The organism is Salinisphaera shabanensis E1L3A, assembly GCF_000215955.2.
GTDB classification, from domain to species: Bacteria; Pseudomonadota; Gammaproteobacteria; order Nevskiales; family Salinisphaeraceae; genus Salinisphaera; species Salinisphaera shabanensis.
Map to the genome: position 1 here is coordinate 194,252 of NZ_AFNV02000003.1, position 18,864 is coordinate 213,115.

Genomic DNA, 18,864 nt, shown 5'->3' on the forward strand with positions numbered 1-18,864 from the left:
GGCCGGCGTTCGTGACGGTTTCGGTTCCGTTCCTTGCTTCGCCCGCGTTTGGGGCGCCGGCGCAAGCGATTGATAAGTCGAGCGTGTTCGCTTTGCTGAACGTCTAGCCGTGGCGACAAACGGGCAATTTGGGCCGCCCGCCCGCCGCGGCGTGCTTGACGCTGCACGCGGTACGATGAATTACTAAGCGCGTCAGTGGAATGACATTTCGTTTTAGTTCGCTGGCCGCAATAGAAGCAAAAATAAATAAGGCCCGCTCGCCCTTTACGGGTACCCGGCGAGGCCGCTCAGGAGGAGAAATGAACGATTTACGCTGGACGCAAGTCCTGGCGCTCGCCTGCGCGAGTGTATTGGTAGTGGGCTGTTCCGATAGTGGGGACAGCGACGATGACGTCGACGCGGGCAACGCGCAGCTGACCCGCGTACAGGACACGCGGCAGTTCAGCGTCGACCGCGATAAGTTGGCGTTCGGGGCGCTCAACGGTGTCGAATCCGACCGCTGGACGGGCGTGATGGCCAATGGGGCAGGCTATCGCGTGGAAGTGCCGGCCAGCGGGAACTGGAACGGCATGCTGGTGATGTACGCGCACGGCTATCGTGGCGAAGAAGGCGAATTGTCGGTCAGCAATCCGGCCTTGCGCGATTACTACATCCGTAACGGCTATGCCTGGGCGGCCTCGAGCTATAGCAAGAACTATTACGACGTGCGTGCCGGCGTGGAAGATACCAACGCGCTGGCCAACGCCTTTGTCGATATCGCCGCAGAAAACGGGCGCACGCTGATGGCGCCGACCAAGATTTATATCACCGGCGATTCCATGGGTGGCCATGTCACCGCAGCCGCCATCGAACAGGAAACCCAGCTCGAGGCCGCCAACAAGGTGCGCTACGCCGGCGCCGTCGCACGCTGTGGCGTGGTAGGCGGCACCTACGAGTTCGACTATCTGCTTAATTTCACCTTTGCGGCCCAGCATGCCGCCGATATGGGGCCGACGCGCTATCCGGCCACCGATTTCAACCAGACCGAAATCGACGCCGTGCTCTGGTCGACCGAACCCGGCTTTGGCCAGCAGGGTGTGCCGACCGCAGCCGGCGAGAAGCTCGAGAACATCGTACGTACGCTCAGCGGCGGCGACCGGCCCGTGTTCCAGCAGGGCTTTCGGGGCGGCTATTACGATGTGGTCATGGGCACCGGGGGCCGCGACGGCACGGTCAACGGTATTCTCGCTCGCGACCTGAGCGGCAATATCGGCTATGAATATGACTACGACGGTGATCCGGAGTCGAGCACGGCCGAGGAAACGCAGTTCAACGAGTCGATATTGCGCGTGGCGGCCGATCCGAACGCCAATCCGGCGCGTAGCGATGGCGTACGCTGGATTCCGCGGGTCAACGGCCAGTTCAGCGTGCCCATGGTGACCCTCCATGGGCTGGGCGATCTCTACGTGCCGTTCGTGCACGAACAGATCTATCGCGAGCGTGCGCGTGACAACGGCAATGACGATCTGCTCGTACAGCGGGCCGTACGTGCCCCGGGCCATTGCGACTTCACCCAGGAAGAACGCCTGGCGGCCTTCGAGGACATGATCAACTGGGAACAGAACAGCGTGAAACCGGCGGGCGACGATGTCTCGCGCACAGCGGTTGCGGATGCGGACTATGGTTGTCAGTTCACCACGGCCGATCGCCAGGGCATCGCTGCCTGTCCGGCGCCCTGAACGCAAGCAGGTAAAACCAACGAAAGCCGGGCGTGCGGACGCGCCCGGTTTTTTTTCATGTCCGTATCAGCTTGACGACTACTTGCTTTTGCTGCTCATCAGGCTGGCCACGGTGGTCACCACGAGAATGCCCACGATGACCGATAGCGACAGCCAGATCGGGATTTCCGGTACCAGATGCACTTCCTGGCCGCCGTTGATGAAGGGCAGTTCGTTGGTGTGCAGGGCGTGGATCATCAGCTTGATGCCGATGAAGCCGAGAATCACCGCCAGGCCCAGCGACAGATACACCAGCCGATCGAGCAGCCCGCCCAGCAGGAAGTAGAGCTGAATCAGCCCGAGCAGGGCGAAGGCATTGGCAGTGAATACGATATAGGGCTCCTTGGTGAGCCCGTAGATCGCCGGGATCGAATCCAGTGCGAACAGGATATCGGTCGCGCCGATGGCGATCATCACGATCAGCATGGGCGTGATCAGGCGCTTGCCGTTCTTGATCGTGGTCAAGCGGGTGCCATCGTATTCCTCGGTCGCGGGCAGATATTTCTGCGCCAGGCGTACCATGATGTTGGGCTCGTATTGCTCATCCTCGTCATGCTTCGTGCGCGCCAGGCTCCAGGCCGTATACAGCAGGAAGATGCCGAAGATATAGAACACCCAAGAGAAGTTCTCGATCGCGGCCGCGCCCAGGGCGATGAAGATGGTGCGCAGAATGAGCGCGATGACCACGCCTACCAGCAGCACTTTCTGCTGATATTCGGCCGGCACGTTGAACGAGGCCATGATGATCACGAACACGAACAGATTGTCGACCGACAGACTCTTTTCGGTGATATAGCCGGCGAAGTATTCGATGCCGTGATCGTGGCCCCAGACCATCCACAGGCCGATGCCGAAGATGATGGCCAGCACCACGTAGAAGATCGACCAGCCGCCGGCTTCCTTGAGCGACGGCGCGTGCGGCGTGCGAACGTGGGCAAAGAAATCGAATATCAGAAGCGCCAGAATACCGGCGATCGTCGCGCCCCAGACCCAGACAGGTACATCCATCGCTTGATTCTCTCTTGCGTAATTATTCGTGCGGCAGGCAAACGGCCGCCCGCGCACTGTTTGGGGCGGTGGTCGTTATGTGCCGGCCCAGCTCGGCCAATGTGACTGTCCTCGCGCCGGCTGGGTATCGCGGTTCGGCCAGCGTGCCGTGGCCGCTGCCGAGGGTAATCATGATATGCGCTGCGCCATCAAATGCTTGTTAAGACTGCGATTCATCGCAGGGTCGCAAGACGGACGAGCCTGAAACGCCATTTCGCCATTTCCCGAAGTGGCGCTGCCGGGTGGTATGTTACGCGCATCCAAACCGGGGGACTTGATGATGTCGCACTACCGAACGCATGACGGCGGCGAAGCGTCGTACTGGGGCGCGGGGCCGTTCAAGATACGGCTGCCGTTTTTGCACTACCGTTTCGAATGGCCGGATTATCTGCAGGGCCTTCTGATGTGCGCGGTCGATCTGGCCGCGATTCCGTTGATGACCGATCTGCTCGGCATGCCGTTCGAGGCGGCACTGGCCGTGGTCATGCTCAATGGCCTGTTCTATCTCACCCATCATCTGCTCGGCGACCCGGTCGTGCCCGGCTGGATCACGCCCGCCATTCCGTTGCTGATCACCTACTGCGAAGGCTTTCCGGAGGGCGTGGATCGCGTGCATGCGCTGATCGCCTTCCAGTTCATGCTCGGCACGCTGTCTATCGGCCTGGGCGCGACCGGCATGGCCAAACATGTGGTGCGTTTCGTGCCGCCCGCGCTCAAGGCCGGCATCATCATGGGCGCAGGTCTGGCCGCGGTGAACAGTGTGTTTGCCGACGGCGGGCGCTTCTGGACGTTTCCGTTCACCATCTCGATTGCAGTCGGGCTGGCCTTTCTGCTGATCTTTTCGCGTGGCTTCAGCGTGCTCAAGCAGCGTAACGCCGTGTTCGGCTTGATTGGCAAGCTGGGCATCTTCCCCATCATCGCGCTGGCCATCGTCATTGCGCCGCTATTCGGCGAAGCGCCCTGGCCCAACGTGGAGTGGGGCTTCTCCAAACCCGACTTCGTCACCCTGTGGACCGAGTACACCGTCTTCGGTGTCGGCCTGCCGCCGGCCTGGTTCTTCATCCAGGCGCTGCCCATGGTCGGGGCGACGTATATCGTGCTGTTCGGCGACGTGCTCCAGTCCAAGGCGCTGCTCGACGAGGCCGACGGTTCGCGACCGGACGAGCATATCGACTACAGCCCCGACCGTGCGCACATGATCTTTGGCGCGCGTAACGCGAGCATGAGCATCATCGGCCCGGATGTGGCCATGTGCGGGCCGCTGTGGGCGGCGATGCACGTGGTGATCGTGGAGCGCTATAAGGAAGGCCGCAAGGCCATGGATTCGATCTTCGGCGGCGCGGGCTCGTTTCGCTGGGGGACGAATACCGGTCTGCTGCTATTGCCGATCGTCTCTGTCATTCAGCCGATCCTCGGCGTGGCGCTCGCATTGACCCTGCTGCTGCAGGGTTACGTGTCGGTGCGTATCGGCATCATGGAAGCACGCAGTCAGCGCGATCTGGGCATCGCCGGTGTCACCGCGGGTGTGCTCGTCACCCAAGGCGCAGCCTGGGCGTTCGGTGTGGGTATCGGCCTGTGCCTGCTGATTTACGGCAAGCGCTTCTTCTCGGGCGAGGCCGACGAGACCTTCGTCAAGGATGCTGATCGGGAAGCGCTCAAGAACGAACGCAACGTCTGACCAACGACCCGGCCATGGCGTCGCGGCCGCCGGCCGCGACGCCCGGGTGGGCGCGTAGGGCTGCGCGCATTCGCTGCCACTGGTTAGAATGCGCGCCCGGCCGCCATCTTCGCTCGCCATGTCCGAACAAACCGCGCCTGCCAACGATCGCATTCGCAGTATTTGTGTGTATTGCGGTTCCCGAGACGGCGCGCGAGGCGTCTATCGCGACGGCGCGGCGGCGCTTGGCGATGCCATCGCTCGCGCCGGCGTGCGCCTGGTCTATGGCGGTGCGCGGGTCGGTCTGATGGGTGTAATTGCTGACGCCGCGTTGGCCGCCGGCGGCGAGGTCTATGGGGTGATTCCGCGCTCCATGACCGATCGCGAACTCGCCCACACCGGACTGACCGAACTCAACGTGGTCGAAACCATGCACCAGCGCAAGCTGGCGATGATCGAGGCTGCGGATGCCTTCATCGCCATGCCCGGCGGCTTCGGTACGCTTGAAGAACTGTTCGAGGTGCTCACCTGGCATCAGCTGGGCTGGCACGACAAACCCTGCGGTCTGCTCGATATCGACGGTTTCTATCAGCCGCTTGCCGACTGTCTTGGCCACATGCAGACCGAGGGGTTCGTATCTGCTGCACAGGTCGGCCGTATCCAACGGGCCGCCGATGCCGGTACATTGCTCGAAAGAATGGGTGTCACGCCCGACACGTGACGCGCGCCGTAGACCATCAACGCCGTAGCCAGCGGCCGTGAAACCTTTGAAACAGCTGAACATCGCTGTTTTGTGCAGGGTTAATAAAACCAGGGAGAGTCGCCATGAGCCCGAGTCAGGATAGCGTGTCCTCTAGCCAGCAAGAGGCGCATTCAACGAGTCTTGCCGGGCGTATCGGGCTTTTCCTCGGCCCGTTGTTCATGCTCGCGACGATCGTGCTGCCCGCGCCGGCCGGCATGGAAACCGCGGCCTGGCACTGTGCCGGCCTGGCTTTGTTCATGGCCACATGGTGGGCCACCGAAGCGATTCCGATTCCGGCCACCTCCCTGTTGCCGCTGGCCATTGGTCCGGCGATCGGCGTCGGCGGTATCGAGGATCTTGCCGCATCCTATGCCGACGACATCATCTTCCTGTTTCTCGGCGGTTTTCTGCTCGGGCTGGCGATGCAGCGCTGGAATCTGCACCGGCGTATCGCCCTCGCCACGCTGCTGGCCGTGGGCTCGAGCCCGGCTCGTCAGATCGCCGGTTTCATGATCGCCACGGGTTTCATCAGCATGTGGGTGTCGAATACCGCCACCTCGATCATGATGCTGCCGATCGGCATGTCGGTGATCAGCCTGATGGCCGAAGAAGACTCGCCCGCGGTCGATCGCTATGCCACCCGGCTGTTGCTGGGTATTGCCTATGCCGCATCGATTGGTGGTGTGGCCACGCTTATCGGTACGCCGCCGAATGCGCTGCTCGCCGGCTATCTGTCGTCGGATCAGGGCATCGATATCGGTTTTGCCCAGTGGATGGTTGTCGGTATTCCGGTATCGATCGCGATGATGGCCGCCGCATGGGTCTGGCTGACCTGGGGCGGTTTCGAGCTGGATAACAGCCAGTCCGGCCGTGACATGCTCAAGGACGAGATGAGCCAGCTCGGCACATTGACCACGGCCGAAAAACGCGTGGGCGCGATGTTTCTGATCGCGGCCGGTCTGTGGATTTTCCGGCCGTTGCTCAACAACGCCGGCATCGACTGGCTCTCCGATGCGATGATCGCCATATTCATCGGCGTGGTCCTGTTCGTGATGCCGGCCGGCAGCGGCCGGGTCGGCCCGGACCGCGAGCAAACCAGCAGCGGACGCCTGATGAACTGGGAGAACGAAGCCAACGTGCCCTGGGGCGTGCTGCTGCTGTTCGGCGGCGGCCTGGCCTTGGCCGGGGCGATCAAGAAGACCGGGCTGGCCGAATGGATTGCCACCCAGATGGAAATCTTCGGCGTGCTGCCGGCCGTGCTGCTCGTAGGCGCGGTCGTGCTGGTCATCATCTCCTTGACCGAGGTGAGCTCGAATACGGCGACCGCGGCCGTGTTCATGCCCTTGCTCGGCGCGCTGGCCGGTTCGGTCGGCGTCGATGTGCTGTTGCTGACGGTGCCGGCGGCCATTGCGGCCAGCTGTGCGTTCATGATGCCGGTGGCCACGCCGCCTAACGCGATCGTGTTTGCGACGGGCCGTATGAAGATTCAGTCGATGATGCGGGCCGGGCTGGCGCTGAATATCGTGTGTGTCGTGATCGCGACGCTGATCCCGTATCTGATCATCAGCACGTTCTGGTAGGCGTTGCGATGGCGCATCCGATCCCCGCGCCGGCCTCAGCGGTCGGCGTGCCGGATTTCATCGCGATCGATGTCGAGACCGCGAACAACGATGCCGGCAGCATCTGCCAGATCGGGTTCGCACGGTTTGCCGACGGCGTGCTGATCGACAACTGGGCCTGGCTGATCAACCCGCAGACCTGGTTTTCTTCGCACAACATCGCAATCCACGGCATTCGCGCGGCGGATGTGACTCATGCACCGAGCTGGGATGCGGTTTACCACGAGATTGCAGCGCTGCTGGCCGGGCGCATCGTGGTTTCGCACACCGCGTTCGACGTGACTGCGACCGCGCGTGCATGTGCTCGTTACGACCTGCCGCTATTGGGCGCGCAATGGCTGGATTCCGCACGCGTGGCGCGGCGTGCTTTTGCCCGGTTCGCGCGCCGCGGTTGGGGGCTGGCCAGCCTGAGCGCGCATCTGGCGATCGAATTCGACCACCATGACGCTGGCGAAGATGCGCGGGCGGCCGGATTGGTGGTGCTGGCAGCGGTTGAAGCCAGCGGACGCTCGGTTGTTGATTGGCTGACCGATGCCCACCGCCCGCTACGAGACTTCGCCTAGTACGACCATCGGCCAGGGAAGTCGCATCCGTACGGGGGCACGCGCGGTATAGTTGGTAAATACTCTGTTTGAGCGTTCGTCCCGGTGATCAATCGTCTCGCCCAGCGCCTGCCGGCGCCGAATCAACTGCTTACGCCGCTGCACAAGCGTCTGCGTGACTGGATCGTGGGCGTGGTAGCAACCACCGAGGATTTCGGCATCGACTACGACGCCCCGGTGGGCGATCCGGGCCTGTTCGGCCCGGATAGCGTGACCTGGAAGATCCACGGCGATTTCCCGGGCATGATGTCCGGCGGTATTGCCGCACTTATGCTGCAGACGTTGCACCCGCGTGCGCTGGCCGGCGTGGTCAATCATTCGCGTTTTCGCGAGGATCCGCTCGGCCGACTACGCCGCACGACCATGTTCGTGGCTGCCACCAGCTATGCGCCCACCGGTGACGCCGAACGCATCATCAATATTGTTGATCGCATGCATGCCAAGGTTGTGGGCACGACCGATGAAGGCGAGCCGTATTCGGCGCGCGATCCGGCGTTGCTGACCTGGGTCCACTGCACGGAGATGGCCAGTTTTCTGGCCGGTTATATGCGCTATCGACGAGCCGATTTGAGCGTGGCGGTTCAGGATCAGTATTTCGACGAAACCCGGCGGGTTGCCGAAGCGCTCGGTGCGAAGGACGTGCCCGCATCGCGCGCCGAAATGGACGACTATTTCGCCGCCATGCAGCCACAGCTACGTTTCGACCATCGTTCCCGCGAAACACTCGCCGTACTTGAAGCGATGGAACTGCCGATCCCCGTTGCGGGCGTATCTCGACGAATGTTTCTTGGCGCCGGTGCGGCGCTATTGCCGCCGTGGGCGCGCGAATTGATTCATCGCAGCTCGGGCCAACGCATGATCGATCGTGCCTCAGCCGAAAGCCTCAACCGCATCGCGCCACTCATTCGCGCGTCCATGTCGGAAGGGGTGGCGATGCGCTCGGCCCGACGAGTCGGCGCCGAGCGCGATTGCCTTGTTTTCGATTGATCACGGTGTTTTCTCGCGCGTACGCGTGAGATGGCCGCCTTGATATCGCTCGATCCTGCGGAAGTCGTAGCCGGAAACCGGCGCGCTTCGACTCAGCGCTTTGGGCGATTGCGGAGTCGGCATCCTGCCGGGCGCAGGCGGTTCGATCTCGGGGTTGGTGTCCTATTCCGAGGCACGGCGGGCATCGAAGACGCCCGAGCGTTTCGGCCAGGGCGAGCCACAGGGCCTGCAGGCCAGCGAAGCCGCCAACAACGCCACCGTCGGCGGCGGTATGGTGCCCACGCTGGTGCTGGGCATTCCGGGCACGCCGCCGGACGCCATCATCCTCGGCGCGCTGCTCGTGCAGGGTGTGCAGACCGGGCCCGCCATGTTCGAAAGCGGCGGCGGCAGCATGGTGTTCACGTTCATATACGGGCTGTTCATCGCCACGCTGCTGATGCTGCCCATCGGTCTGCTGATCGGCCGCTATGCGTTCAAGTCGATCGTGACCTTTCCCAAGGCAGTACTCGTGCCGGCTGTGGCGTTCATGACCATGATCGGCGCCTTTGCCATCCGCAACTCGCTCTCGGATGTAGTGATCATGATCGCGCTGGGCATCATGGGCTGGGTTCTCGACCGGCTCGGGTTCAAGCCGTCGCCGATCGTGCTGGGCCTGATTCTCGGCCCGATCGCCGAGCAGGGTTTCGTGCAGGGCTGGATGATCGGTGGCGCGACCGGCGATCCGTTATCCATATTCCTGGCCGGGCCGCTCACGATCACCATCGTGGTGCTCATCTTCGCGTCGCTTTTCTTCCCGCTGGTGGCGGGCTGGTTGCGCCGGCGCCGCAATACCGAGGAGGCTTGCCATGACGGATGAAGATCGCAAGGACCTGCGCGGCACGCTGGGCGGCGTGCTGTTCATTGGGATCGGCGCGGTGTGCTGGTGGGATGTCTCGTCCGTGCCGAGTCCTCAGGCGGTGGTCTTTCCACGCGCGGTGATCGGCCTCATGGTCGCGTTCAGCGCGATTCTGATCGTGCGTAACCTGCTGGGTTTCGCGACCAGCGAGTACACGCCGCAATCCGGCTCCATGCTGCGGCGTGTCGGATTGCTCGTGGCCATGATCGCGGGCACGTTCGCCATGCACTGGATCGGGTTCACGATTGCGGCGCTTCTGGTCTATCTGGCGCTCATGGCGCTGGCCATGTACGAGCGCTGGACGCCAACGCGCTGTATCGTCTATCCCTTGGCCGGGGTCGTGCTCGTGCTCGGCTTTCACTTCATATTCAAGGGGCTTTTCCAGGTGCCGCTACCCGAGCCGCGCTGGTTCACCCTGCCGTTCTGAGTCTTTCCAGGGAGTTTTCGATGCGTATCGTCGAGATTCGCGACGCTGTCGCGCCGATCAGTTCGCCCATTCGCAATGCCTTCATCGACTTCTCGAAGATGACGATCAGCGTGATCGCGATCGTTACGGATGTCATGCGCGACGGCGAGCCGATCATCGGCTACGGCTTTCATTCCAACGGTCGCTATGCCCAGCAGGGCATTCTGCGCACGCGTCTCATACCGCGGCTGATGGAGGCCGAACCGGCCGATCTGTGTAATGCGACAGGCGACAATCTGGACGCGCACCGGGTCTGGCGCACTTTCATGCACAACGAAAAGCCGGGTGGTCACGGTGACCGCGCGGTTGCGGCCGGCGCTTTGGACACGGCGGTCTGGGACGTGATCGCCAAGATCGAGAACAAACCGCTCTGGCGAGTCCTGTCCGAGCGCTATAACGAGGGGCGCTACGACAGCGAGATCGTGGTCTATCCCGGCGGCGGTTATTACTACCCGGGCAAGGAAATCAGTGGCCTGCAGGACGAAATGCGTGGCTATGACGCGCAGGGTTATCAGGTCGCGAAGATGAAGATCGGCGGTGCCGATCTGGAAACGGATCTGGCCCGTATCCACGGCGCGTTGGAAGTGCTCGGCGACGGGCAGCGCCTCGCGGTGGATGCCAACGGCAAGTTTGATCTGGACACCGCGATCGCCTACGGCAAGGCGCTCGAACCGTTGAACCTGTTCTGGTACGAGGAGCCGGGCGACCCGCTCGACTATGCCCTGCAAGACGAGCTGGCCGACCACTATTCGGGTTCCATGGCGACCGGCGAGAATCTGTTTTCGACTCAAGATGTGTGCAACCTGATTCGGTTCGGCGGCATGCGGGCCGATCGCGACTGGATCCAGGCCGATCCCGCGCTGGCCTACGGTTTGACCGAATACCTCAATCTCATTGAGGCGGTCGAAGCGCTCGGCTGGCCGCGCCGCCGACTCATGCCGCACGGCGGCCACCAGTTGGCGCTCAATATCGCCGCCGGCCTGCAAATTGGCGGCACCGAATCCTATCCGGCCGTATTCCAGCCTTATGGCGGCTTTGCCGACGATATTCCGATTGTGGGCGGGCGTACGGCTTTGCCGGACGCACCCGGCATCGGCATGGAGCGCAAGCCCGAGATGCTGCGCACGCTGCGTAGCTACCTCGAGCTCTCGTTATGAGTAATTCGGTGCTTTACTCGAAGACTGCCCGCTTCCAGCAAAGACCACGGCGGCCTGTCTTGAAGTGACGGCTGGCATGGTTTCCATGCGCCCCCGGCGCCGCCATCAATAGCGATCCAGCGCCAGGTGCGTGTGACGCGCCAGCCTTTGGTGCGCCTTTTCATAGCGGTGAGTCAACGACGGCTGGATGGCACAGCCGCCAGCTGTGCCGGTGGCCTCAGGAACGGCGCCGGGTCGACCGGCCCAAAGCTCGTGTAGATACCGAAATGCAGATGCGGTGGTGTAGTGCGCGCATTGCCGGTATTGCCGACATAACCGAGTACATCGCCCTTTGAAACCGACGCGCCGGACTCGACGTTGAACGAGTCCAGGTGGGCGTAGTAGTAACGCGCGCCGCCGATGCCAAGCATCCCGGAGGAGAGCCAGACGTGGTTGCCGCCGATGCCGCCCGTGCCGGTACGCACGCGCCCATCGGCAACGGCGGTGACGGGCGTGCCGCGCGCGGCGAAGATATCCACGCCGTGATGCCGGCGTGAGCCGCCATCGCGCGGCGCGCCAAAGCCGCTGCCGATATCGCGGGCGGCTGCGCCTTTAACCGGAAACGACAACGAGCCACCGCGGGCCATGGCGACGTCGTAGCGCACCGCCGCGGCAAGTTCCGGTTGCAGCACGACACGGTAATCGCCGTCGCGGTCCGTGACGAAGCTCTGGATCTCGCCGTTGGCAGGTAAGCCGCTTACGTGTGCCCAGGCGTTCGAATCGTCGCTGTCGGTATCGCGGCGTTCGATATCGGCATAAAGCGCGTTGCGGCAACCGGCACAGGCGGGCGCGTCGCGTTGTAGGCGTACCTGAAAGCGTTCGCCCCGTTCGAGCGTGGTCTGGTAGACGTGGGCTTCGATTGTGTCGGGTACGAACGTGCCGCGGGTCGCGTAGCGGGTCGTGAAGCGACCTGGATCTGCGCCAGCGCGTGCGACGGCGTTACGCCAGCGCTGGCCCAGCGCGCTATCCTCGATCCCGGCGATACGCAGACGCGCGGCATAGATATCGCGAGGCGAGATATGAAAGGTATCCATCGCGGTGGTTCGCGCCCAGACGGCTGCATCGGCCCGCCATGCGGGGCGATAGACCAGCAGCGCGATCAACGCAGCGAGCAGACATGCCAGCAGCCAGGGGCGACTCCGTCGGCGGCGTGCCGGCTCTGGCGTCGGCGTGGACGCGGTATTGGATTGCGCCGCGGAAACGGCCTCGCTGTCCGGCGTGGGGCGATCACTGTCGGTTTCGGCGGTGGTATCCGTCTCAGGCCGGGTTTGATCTGATTGCATATCGCCGATACGTTACCGGATGCTGCATGGATGTCTCATGCGAACCCGCTGATGATGGGTAGTAGTACCCATTTTTTGAATTTGCAATCCTGGGTAGCCTCCTTGCCCCTTTTTCGAGGCACCGCAAGGACAGCATGAGCGCGAGAGACGACGATCTCGGCACGATGGATGCCGGCAAACTGATCGATCTATTCAAATCCGGCGATGCGTCGCCGCTGGAAGCCACGCGCGCCGCGCTTGACCGGATTGATCGATTCAATGACGACGTCAATGCGTATGTCTATATCGACCGCGAAGGCGCCGAAGACGCCGCGCGCGCCTCGGCGCGGCGCTGGGGCCAGGGCAAGCCGCTGTCGCCGATCGATGGCGTGCCGACGTCGCTCAAGGATCTCACCGAAGCCAAGGGTATGCCGGTTCGTAACGGGTCGCTGACCACGGGCACCGGCAAGGCCGATAACGACGCGCCGCCGGCGCGGATGCTGCGCGAAGCGGGGGCGGTCATTCTGGGCAAGACCAATACGCCCGAATTCGGCTGGAAAGCGGTGACCGATAACCGCCTGTTCGGCGCGACCTGCAATCCGTGGGATACGCGTCTTACGCCGGGCGGCTCGTCCGGCGGCGCGGCCGCCGCTGCGGCACTCAATATGGGTGTACTGCATCAAGGCGGCGATTCGGGCGGCTCGATTCGTATTCCCGCCGCGTTTACGGGCGTATTCGGTTTCAAGCCGACCTTCGGTTGGACACCGCAATGGCCGCCGGCGAAGATGCCGACGCTGTCGCATATCGGCCCGCTGACCCGGCATCCGCGCGATGCCGCGCGCATGCTTAACGTGATCGGCCGTTACGACTATCGCGACCCCTATGCCACGCGCGGTCAGCCTGAAGACTGGGGCGTGGATCTCGAAGACGATCTGCGCGGCCTGCGGATTGCCTATTCGCCCGACCTGGGCTATGCGGATGTCGATGAACAGATCGCTGCCCGCGTCAAGGAAGCGGCGAGTAAGCTCGAGGAACTCGGGGCGGAAGTCGTCGAGATCAATCCGGGCTTCGAGTCGCCGATCGATATCTTTCGCAAGCTCTGGTTCACGGCGTCGTTGCAGGTCTGGGACAGCTGCGATAACAAGGAGCGCGAACTGCTGGACCCGGGTCTGGTAGCCAATGCCAAGCATGCCCAGAACTGGAGCGCGCTTGAGCTGTTCAACGCGTTCTCCGAACGTGCCGAATTGACGCTCGCGCTGGAGAAGTTCAACCAGGACTATCATCTGCTGATGACGCCCACGGTGCCCTTACAGCCCTTCGAGGTGAATCACGAAGTGCCCCCGGGTAGCGGCATGCGCGACTGGGAGGAATGGGCGCCTTTCTCCTATCCGTTCAATCTGAGTCAGCAGCCGGCGGCGTCCGTGCCCTGCGGCTTCACCGACTGTGGCCTGCCGGTCGGGTTTCAGCTTGCCGGCGGCAAGTTCGATGACGTGCGCGTGCTGCGCGCCGCCAACGCCTATATGGCGGCGTATCCGGCGCGGTTCCCGACGGTGCCCAACCCGGCTGAATACGGCTGATTTAGCCGTAGCGAGAATGCGCCTTGAGCACCGACGGCTGGCGCCGTCACTGCTCAAGGCCTCGCTGACCCGTTCGGGACGGCATGTTCAACGCAGGCCGTATACATGGCTGGGCCGTTCGTGGCCCCGATTCGCCCCCCCCCCCAGTGAATTTTTACCCATCCCCATAGGCTGTTTCCCGCTAGGATCGAGCCAAGCGCTTGATCGATAGCGAGAGTCATCGACGCTGCGTGATAACGCCAGACAATCGAATGACGGGAGCGCGTAATGGGAAGAACGGTCGGACGGACGCTGCTTTGGATCCTCGCGGCAGGCTTGCTGCTAAGCGCTTGCAACGACGGAGATTCGGACGTCCAACTCGACCGCGCGGCTGGCAGCGATTCCGCGCAAAGTCCCGACGTGGCCGACCCGGGCGATGGCTCCGCCTCGGACGCGGATCTGCGTTCGGTGATGTGGGTGGGCAATAACTGGGACGGTACCGCGACGGTTGTCGATGCCAATACGCTGGACGTGCTGAAAACCGGCATCGACCTGATTCCGGACAAGGATCAGGAGCTGGCCGATATCTTTGCCAACCCCGTCGATCTCGCTTTCTACTATCTCATCCGTTTCGGCCCCGGCGAGGGGCACGATCAGTACGTCGACGATATGTTCACCACCGAAGACGGTCGTTATCTGGCGGTGTCGCGGCCGAGCTTCGCGGACGTGGTCTGGATCGATATCGCCAAGGTGACTCAGGGCGCGGGCGTGGATGCGATCGTGCGTGAGCAGGACATGGACGGCCAGCGTACTGACCATATGGCGCTGTCGCCGGATGGCCGACGCCTTCTCGTATCGGACTCGACGTCACGCCAGGTGATCGAATTCTCCATGGTCGACGAGACCGGCCCCGATGGCTCGGCCGTCAAGATGGGCGACCGGCTGCGTAGTTTCGTCTCGGGGGAGACGCCGCACGAAAGCAACTTCAATCGCGCCGGTGAGACGATCTACCATGCCTCGATCGGGCGCGTGTATACGCCGGGCGATTATCCGGATGTCCTGCCCGAGCTGCTCGGCCCGGCCCAGGAAGCGATCAAGGGCGATCGCTGGTTCCAGATCGTGCGCAACGAGGACTTCGAGATTCTCGCGCGCTGGAACATGGGGCTGGAGCTGGAGGAATCGGGCTATGCCGGCATGAGTCCGGCCGTTCGGCCGATGGCGATTTCGCACGACGAGCGCTATATCTATTACCAAGTGTCGTATTTTCATGGCCTGATCGAATTCGATACCCAGGCGCCCGATGTCAACGGCCAGCAGGACTACGTCAACGAAGGCCTGGCCGAACCCGACTTCGGCGCCGTATCGCGGGTCGTGCCGCTGCCCAACCTCGTGCCGAACGTGCCGCGCGAAGAATACGTGAACGACTCGGCCCATCACGGCCTGTCGCTCAACGAGTCCGGCGATACGCTGTGTGTCGCCGGTACCGTGGATGACTACGTGGCGCTGGTGGACCGCCAGACCATGGCCTATAGCCTGTTCAATACCGCCAGCACCGGCAACGACTATCTCAAGCCGTACTGGACGACGGAAGGGCCAAACGATACCTGCTGGATTTCGCTTAGCGGTGCCGATGCCGTGGCAGTACTGGATACGCGTCGGCACGAAGAGCTGGCTTTTCTGCCGGTGGGTAATCATCCGCAGCGGGTGCGCCTGGGCCAGATCCCCGAGCGGGTGATCATGAACTGGTGATCGTGAGCGGCCGGCGCCCGGCTGTTTCGGCCGCGTGCGCTGGGCGCAAGCCATATCGGTTGTAGAATGCGACGCCGACGCGATAGCCGGCGTTTGCCCTCGGTTGTTTCGCGTCGTCAGTTTATCTGGACGAGGCGCTCCCATGGCTACCGATTCCGCTCTTCGCTGTCCGCCCGATGCACTTGCCGGCGTTATCGAGCGTATCGGCACGCTGCTAGGCGATCGCCTGAGCACGAATGCCGCCATCTGCGAACAGCATGGCCACGATGAATCCTGGCACCATCCGGCCGCGCCCGACGCGGTCTGTTTCGTGCACAGTACCGCCGAAGTCGCGTCGATCGTCAAAGCCTGTAACGACTACCGTGTGCCCGTGCTTGCCTATGGCGTGGGCACTTCGATTGAGGGGCAGGTTATCGCCGAACGTGGCGGTGTCTGTATCGACCTGTCGCAGATGAACGCGATTCACGCGGTGCGGCCCGTCGACATGGACGCTACCGTCGAAGCGGGTATTACCCGGACTCAGCTCAATGCCCATCTGCGCGATACCGGGCTGTTCTTTTCGGTCGACCCGGGCGCGGATGCCACCCTCGGCGGCATGGCGTCGACCCGCGCCAGCGGAACCAATACCGTGCGCTACGGCACCATCCGCGAAAACGTGTTGTCGATGACGGTGGTCATGCCTGACGGTGAGATCGTGCGTACCGGCGCACGGGCGCGCAAGTCCGCAGCCGGCTATGATTTAGCGCATCTGCTGATCGGCGCCGAAGGCACGCTCGGCATCATCACCGAACTGACCGTGCGCCTGCATGGTCTGCCGGAAGCGGTGAGTGCGGCGACCGTCTGTTTCGAGGATGTGGCTGGCGCGGTCGATGCCGTGATTGCGTCGATTCAGTACGGTATACCGATGGCGCGTATTGAGCTGCTCGATAGCCTGTCGATATACGCCGTCAATCGCCACAGCGGGCGCGATCATCCGGAGAAACCGACGTTGTTTCTCGAATTCCACGGCACCGCAGCGGGCGTAGCCGAGCAGGCCACGACGATGGGTGAATTGTGCCGCGAGTTCGGCGGCAGCGACTTTACCTGGGCCACGCTCGAGGAAGAACGGAGCGCGCTCTGGGCAGCCCGTCACAGCGCAGCCTATGCGGCCAAGCAATTGCGTCCCGGTATGGAATTTCATGCCACCGATATCTGTGTACCGATCTCGCGCCTGGCAGGCTCTATCGAGGCCGCCCAGGCGGACGTCGCCGAACTGGGGCTCACTGCACCGTTGTTCGGACATGTCGGCGACGGCAATTTTCATCTCGTCGTGGTCCTGGATCGCGATAACCCAGACGAACGGGCGGCCCTCGATACACTCAACGAGCGTTTGATCACGCGCGCCCAGGCTGCCGAGGGTACCTGTACCGGCGAACACGGTGTCGGGCTGGGCAAGCGCCGTTATCTTGAAGCCGAGCATGGCGCGGGGCTGGATGTTATGCGAGCGATCAAGGCCGCGCTCGACCCCAACAACGTCATGAACCCCGGTAAAATGCTCTAGCCGGGCAGCCATCTACCCGTGGCGCTACGACGAAGTCCATACGGTCGAGATCGATAGCCTCGGCTGAACCCGAACAGCAAGCAGATAGCGGACCTTCATGGATCAACGCCTCGAACAGGTCATCGCCCATCCGCTGCACCAGCATCTGGGTATCGAGACAATCGAATCGGAGAGCGGCAAAGCCCGTTTATCGATCGTCGTCGGCGATAACGTCATCAACCCGGCCGGCGTTTTTCATGGCGGTGTGCTTTATCTGCTGTGCGATGTCTGTGCCTACGCAGGGCTGCTCAGCCAGTTGGGCGCACACACCGAGGCCGTCACCCACGATATCCATGTATCGGTCATGCGTGGCGCGCGTGCCGGCGAAGTCGTGGTCTTCGAATCCAATCCCGTACGAGTCGGTCGGCGCATTGCCTTCATTGACGTAAGCGCGCGCGTGGACGAGCGCTTGATTGCTAGCGCACGTGTCACCAAGACGCTGCTCGACGCTTGAGCCGCTGCGCCCCTAGCTCGTATTGTCGCCGAGTGCTTCGCGCCGCGGCTTGCCCGGGAAGAACACGACTGTAGCCAGCGAGATCGCGGCATTGGCAACGAACGTGCCGGCCAGACCCAAAGGCCCGGCCGCAAAGCCGCCGAGCGCCGGGCCGATGATATTGCCCAGCGCAAACATCGTCAGCGTGGCGGTGAAGCCGATCGTGGGCAGATTGGGATGCAGATGACTGCTCCAGAACGAAAAGATGGCGCTTAAAACCATGATGCACGCGCCTTGTAGCGCAGCCGAAACCAGCAGCGCGCTCCATTGCGTGGGCAGCAGACCCACCAGCAGTAGCGACAATAGCGAACAAACGAATATACCGCGTACCAGCGCGGTCAGGCCGATACGTGCCTTGATATCGGCAGTGAGGAAACCGACGACGCCGCCCGCGCCGAGGGCCATGTAGAGCACCGGCCCGGACAGCGCCGTGGATATGCCGGGCAGACCACCCGCCTGAGACAGGTGATCGACGGCGAAAGACAAGTAGAACCCGTTGGTCAGACCAAACGACAGGGCAATACACAGCAATGGCCAACCCGGGCGGGTAACAAGCGATTTCAGCCAGCCACTCGGCACCGTGGGCGTGGCGCTACGCGGAAGCCGTGCCAGGCCATAGAGGTTGACCGCCGCAGTCGCCAGCGCGGCGAGAGAGAACACCACCCAGACCGTACGCCAGCCGTTGTCGAGTCCAGCCACAGCCAAGGCGAGAACGCCGGCGCCCACGATGCCGGCCGCAGTCCCTGTGCTGATGATCGAAAGTGTGCGTTCGCGTTGAGCCAAGGGCACGCCACGCTCGGCGGCATCATTGAACGGCGACCAGCAAAAGCCTGCGCTGGTGGCTGCGAGTACCGTGCCCAGGGCGAGCATGATCGCGTTCTGAGAAATCGCGACGACCACCATGCCGGCCATTGCGGCAAAGCAGCCGAGCGAAACCGCCAGCCTTGGGCCCCGCGTTACGACCAGCCATGCGGTGAGCAGTAGCGCCAGGAAAAAACCGGCGAACGCGCCGCTTGCGATCAAGCCGGCGGCAGATGTCGACAGCGCAAACTCGTCGCGGAATACGGGCAGAAACAGCCCGAACCCCACGCGCGCCGGGCCGAAGGCGATAGCGGTGGCTAACGCGCCGCCGATAGCGAGTGGCCATGTTCGTGGCACACGGTCTCCTGTGCGGATAAGTTCCGTCACCCTAGGCAGCTGGCGGCGGGTGTGCCATCCGGTAAAGCACGGGCGCGTGGGACGCAAGTCTTCGGCTAG

15 protein-coding genes and 1 pseudogene are annotated in these 18,864 nt (G+C 63.0%); 13 read left to right on the top strand and 3 right to left on the bottom strand.

Annotation, left to right across the window (positions count from 1 at the left end; genetic code table 11):
* The first annotated feature begins 299 nt into the window (after positions 1–299).
* A complete protein-coding gene (locus tag SSPSH_RS02765) occupies positions 300–1,718 on the top strand; it encodes an alpha/beta hydrolase family protein (RefSeq protein ID WP_006914141.1) in 1,419 nt (472 codons plus the stop codon).
* Positions 1,719–1,796: 78 nt separating this feature from the next.
* On the opposite strand, the gene SSPSH_RS02770 is transcribed toward SSPSH_RS02765, so the two are convergent.
* Positions 1,797–2,765, bottom strand: coding sequence for a TerC family protein (locus SSPSH_RS02770; RefSeq protein WP_006914140.1), 969 nt, complete (start codon positions 2,763–2,765; stop codon positions 1,797–1,799).
* A 316-nt stretch (positions 2,766–3,081) separates the two neighbouring features.
* Between SSPSH_RS02770 and SSPSH_RS02775 the strand changes: the two genes are divergently transcribed.
* The 8 genes and pseudogenes from SSPSH_RS02775 to SSPSH_RS02810 all read left to right on the top strand — a co-directional run bounded on the left by SSPSH_RS02775 (position 3,082) and on the right by SSPSH_RS02810 (position 10,929).
* A complete protein-coding gene (locus SSPSH_RS02775; RefSeq protein WP_006914139.1) occupies positions 3,082–4,482 on the top strand; it encodes a hypothetical protein in 1,401 nt (466 codons plus the stop codon).
* 118 nt (positions 4,483–4,600) lie between these two features.
* Positions 4,601–5,182, top strand: coding sequence for an LOG family protein (locus SSPSH_RS02780; protein ID WP_021031336.1), 582 nt, complete (start codon positions 4,601–4,603; stop codon positions 5,180–5,182).
* Between the two features lie 104 nt (positions 5,183–5,286).
* Complete coding sequence (locus SSPSH_RS02785) at positions 5,287–6,783, top strand: SLC13 family permease (protein WP_006914137.1); 1,497 nt, start codon at positions 5,287–5,289, stop codon at positions 6,781–6,783.
* 8 nt (positions 6,784–6,791) lie between these two features.
* Positions 6,792–7,385, top strand: a complete 594-nt coding sequence (locus SSPSH_RS02790) for an exonuclease domain-containing protein (protein ID WP_006914136.1) — start codon at positions 6,792–6,794, stop codon at positions 7,383–7,385.
* Positions 7,386–7,469: 84 nt separating this feature from the next.
* A complete protein-coding gene (locus tag SSPSH_RS02795) occupies positions 7,470–8,411 on the top strand; it encodes an oxygenase MpaB family protein (protein WP_006914135.1) in 942 nt (313 codons plus the stop codon).
* A gap of 85 nt (positions 8,412–8,496) precedes the next feature.
* A pseudogene (locus SSPSH_RS02800) lies at positions 8,497–9,267 on the top strand (tripartite tricarboxylate transporter permease); the annotation flags it as partial.
* Entirely contained in the window at positions 9,257–9,733 is a 477-nt protein-coding gene (locus tag SSPSH_RS02805; protein WP_006914133.1) for a tripartite tricarboxylate transporter TctB family protein, read from the top strand. The pseudogene SSPSH_RS02800 and the gene SSPSH_RS02805, both read left to right, overlap by 11 nt.
* A 20-nt stretch (positions 9,734–9,753) precedes the next feature.
* Positions 9,754–10,929 (top strand): enolase C-terminal domain-like protein, encoded by a 1,176-nt coding sequence (locus tag SSPSH_RS02810; protein ID WP_006914132.1) that lies wholly within the window; start codon positions 9,754–9,756, stop codon positions 10,927–10,929.
* A gap of 173 nt (positions 10,930–11,102) precedes the next feature.
* Here the strand turns inward: SSPSH_RS02810 and SSPSH_RS02815 are convergent, their stop codons facing one another.
* A complete protein-coding gene (locus tag SSPSH_RS02815) occupies positions 11,103–12,251 on the bottom strand; it encodes a M23 family metallopeptidase (protein ID WP_006914131.1) in 1,149 nt (382 codons plus the stop codon).
* Positions 12,252–12,385: 134 nt separating this feature from the next.
* On the opposite strand from SSPSH_RS02815, the gene SSPSH_RS02820 reads away from it, so the two are divergent.
* The 4 genes from SSPSH_RS02820 (at position 12,386) to SSPSH_RS02835 (ending at position 17,568) form a co-directional block, all read left to right on the top strand.
* On the top strand, positions 12,386–13,807 hold the full coding sequence (locus tag SSPSH_RS02820) for an amidase (protein WP_006914130.1): 1,422 nt from the start codon (positions 12,386–12,388) through the stop codon (positions 13,805–13,807).
* Between the two features lie 267 nt (positions 13,808–14,074).
* On the top strand, positions 14,075–15,535 hold the full coding sequence (locus tag SSPSH_RS02825) for a YncE family protein (RefSeq protein ID WP_021031337.1): 1,461 nt from the start codon (positions 14,075–14,077) through the stop codon (positions 15,533–15,535).
* Between the two features lie 142 nt (positions 15,536–15,677).
* Positions 15,678–17,075: an FAD-binding oxidoreductase gene (locus SSPSH_RS02830; protein WP_006914128.1), complete on the top strand. Its 1,398-nt coding sequence runs from the start codon at positions 15,678–15,680 to the stop codon at positions 17,073–17,075.
* A 97-nt stretch (positions 17,076–17,172) separates the two neighbouring features.
* Positions 17,173–17,568 carry a PaaI family thioesterase gene (locus SSPSH_RS02835; protein ID WP_006914127.1) on the top strand — a complete coding sequence of 132 codons (396 nt, stop codon included), beginning with the start codon at positions 17,173–17,175 and terminating at the stop codon, positions 17,566–17,568.
* A gap of 12 nt (positions 17,569–17,580) precedes the next feature.
* Here SSPSH_RS02835 and SSPSH_RS02840 read toward each other — a convergent pair whose 3' ends face one another.
* Complete coding sequence (locus tag SSPSH_RS02840) at positions 17,581–18,765, bottom strand: MFS transporter (protein WP_006914126.1); 1,185 nt, start codon at positions 18,763–18,765, stop codon at positions 17,581–17,583.
* Positions 18,766–18,864 lie beyond the last annotated feature (99 nt).

Coding starts and splice junctions, on each gene's coding strand:
- SSPSH_RS02765 (WP_006914141.1), top strand. CDS start 300: ATGAACGATTTACGCTGGACGCAAGTCCTGGCGCTCGCCTGCGCGAGT.
- SSPSH_RS02770 (WP_006914140.1), bottom strand. CDS start 2,765: ATGGATGTACCTGTCTGGGTCTGGGGCGCGACGATCGCCGGTATTCTG.
- SSPSH_RS02775 (WP_006914139.1), top strand. CDS start 3,082: ATGATGTCGCACTACCGAACGCATGACGGCGGCGAAGCGTCGTACTGG.
- SSPSH_RS02780 (WP_021031336.1), top strand. CDS start 4,601: ATGTCCGAACAAACCGCGCCTGCCAACGATCGCATTCGCAGTATTTGT.
- SSPSH_RS02785 (WP_006914137.1), top strand. CDS start 5,287: ATGAGCCCGAGTCAGGATAGCGTGTCCTCTAGCCAGCAAGAGGCGCAT.
- SSPSH_RS02790 (WP_006914136.1), top strand. CDS start 6,792: ATGGCGCATCCGATCCCCGCGCCGGCCTCAGCGGTCGGCGTGCCGGAT.
- SSPSH_RS02805 (WP_006914133.1), top strand. CDS start 9,257: ATGACGGATGAAGATCGCAAGGACCTGCGCGGCACGCTGGGCGGCGTG.
- SSPSH_RS02810 (WP_006914132.1), top strand. CDS start 9,754: ATGCGTATCGTCGAGATTCGCGACGCTGTCGCGCCGATCAGTTCGCCC.
- SSPSH_RS02815 (WP_006914131.1), bottom strand. CDS start 12,251: ATGCAATCAGATCAAACCCGGCCTGAGACGGATACCACCGCCGAAACC.
- SSPSH_RS02820 (WP_006914130.1), top strand. CDS start 12,386: ATGAGCGCGAGAGACGACGATCTCGGCACGATGGATGCCGGCAAACTG.
- SSPSH_RS02825 (WP_021031337.1), top strand. CDS start 14,075: ATGGGAAGAACGGTCGGACGGACGCTGCTTTGGATCCTCGCGGCAGGC.
- SSPSH_RS02830 (WP_006914128.1), top strand. CDS start 15,678: ATGGCTACCGATTCCGCTCTTCGCTGTCCGCCCGATGCACTTGCCGGC.
- SSPSH_RS02835 (WP_006914127.1), top strand. CDS start 17,173: ATGGATCAACGCCTCGAACAGGTCATCGCCCATCCGCTGCACCAGCAT.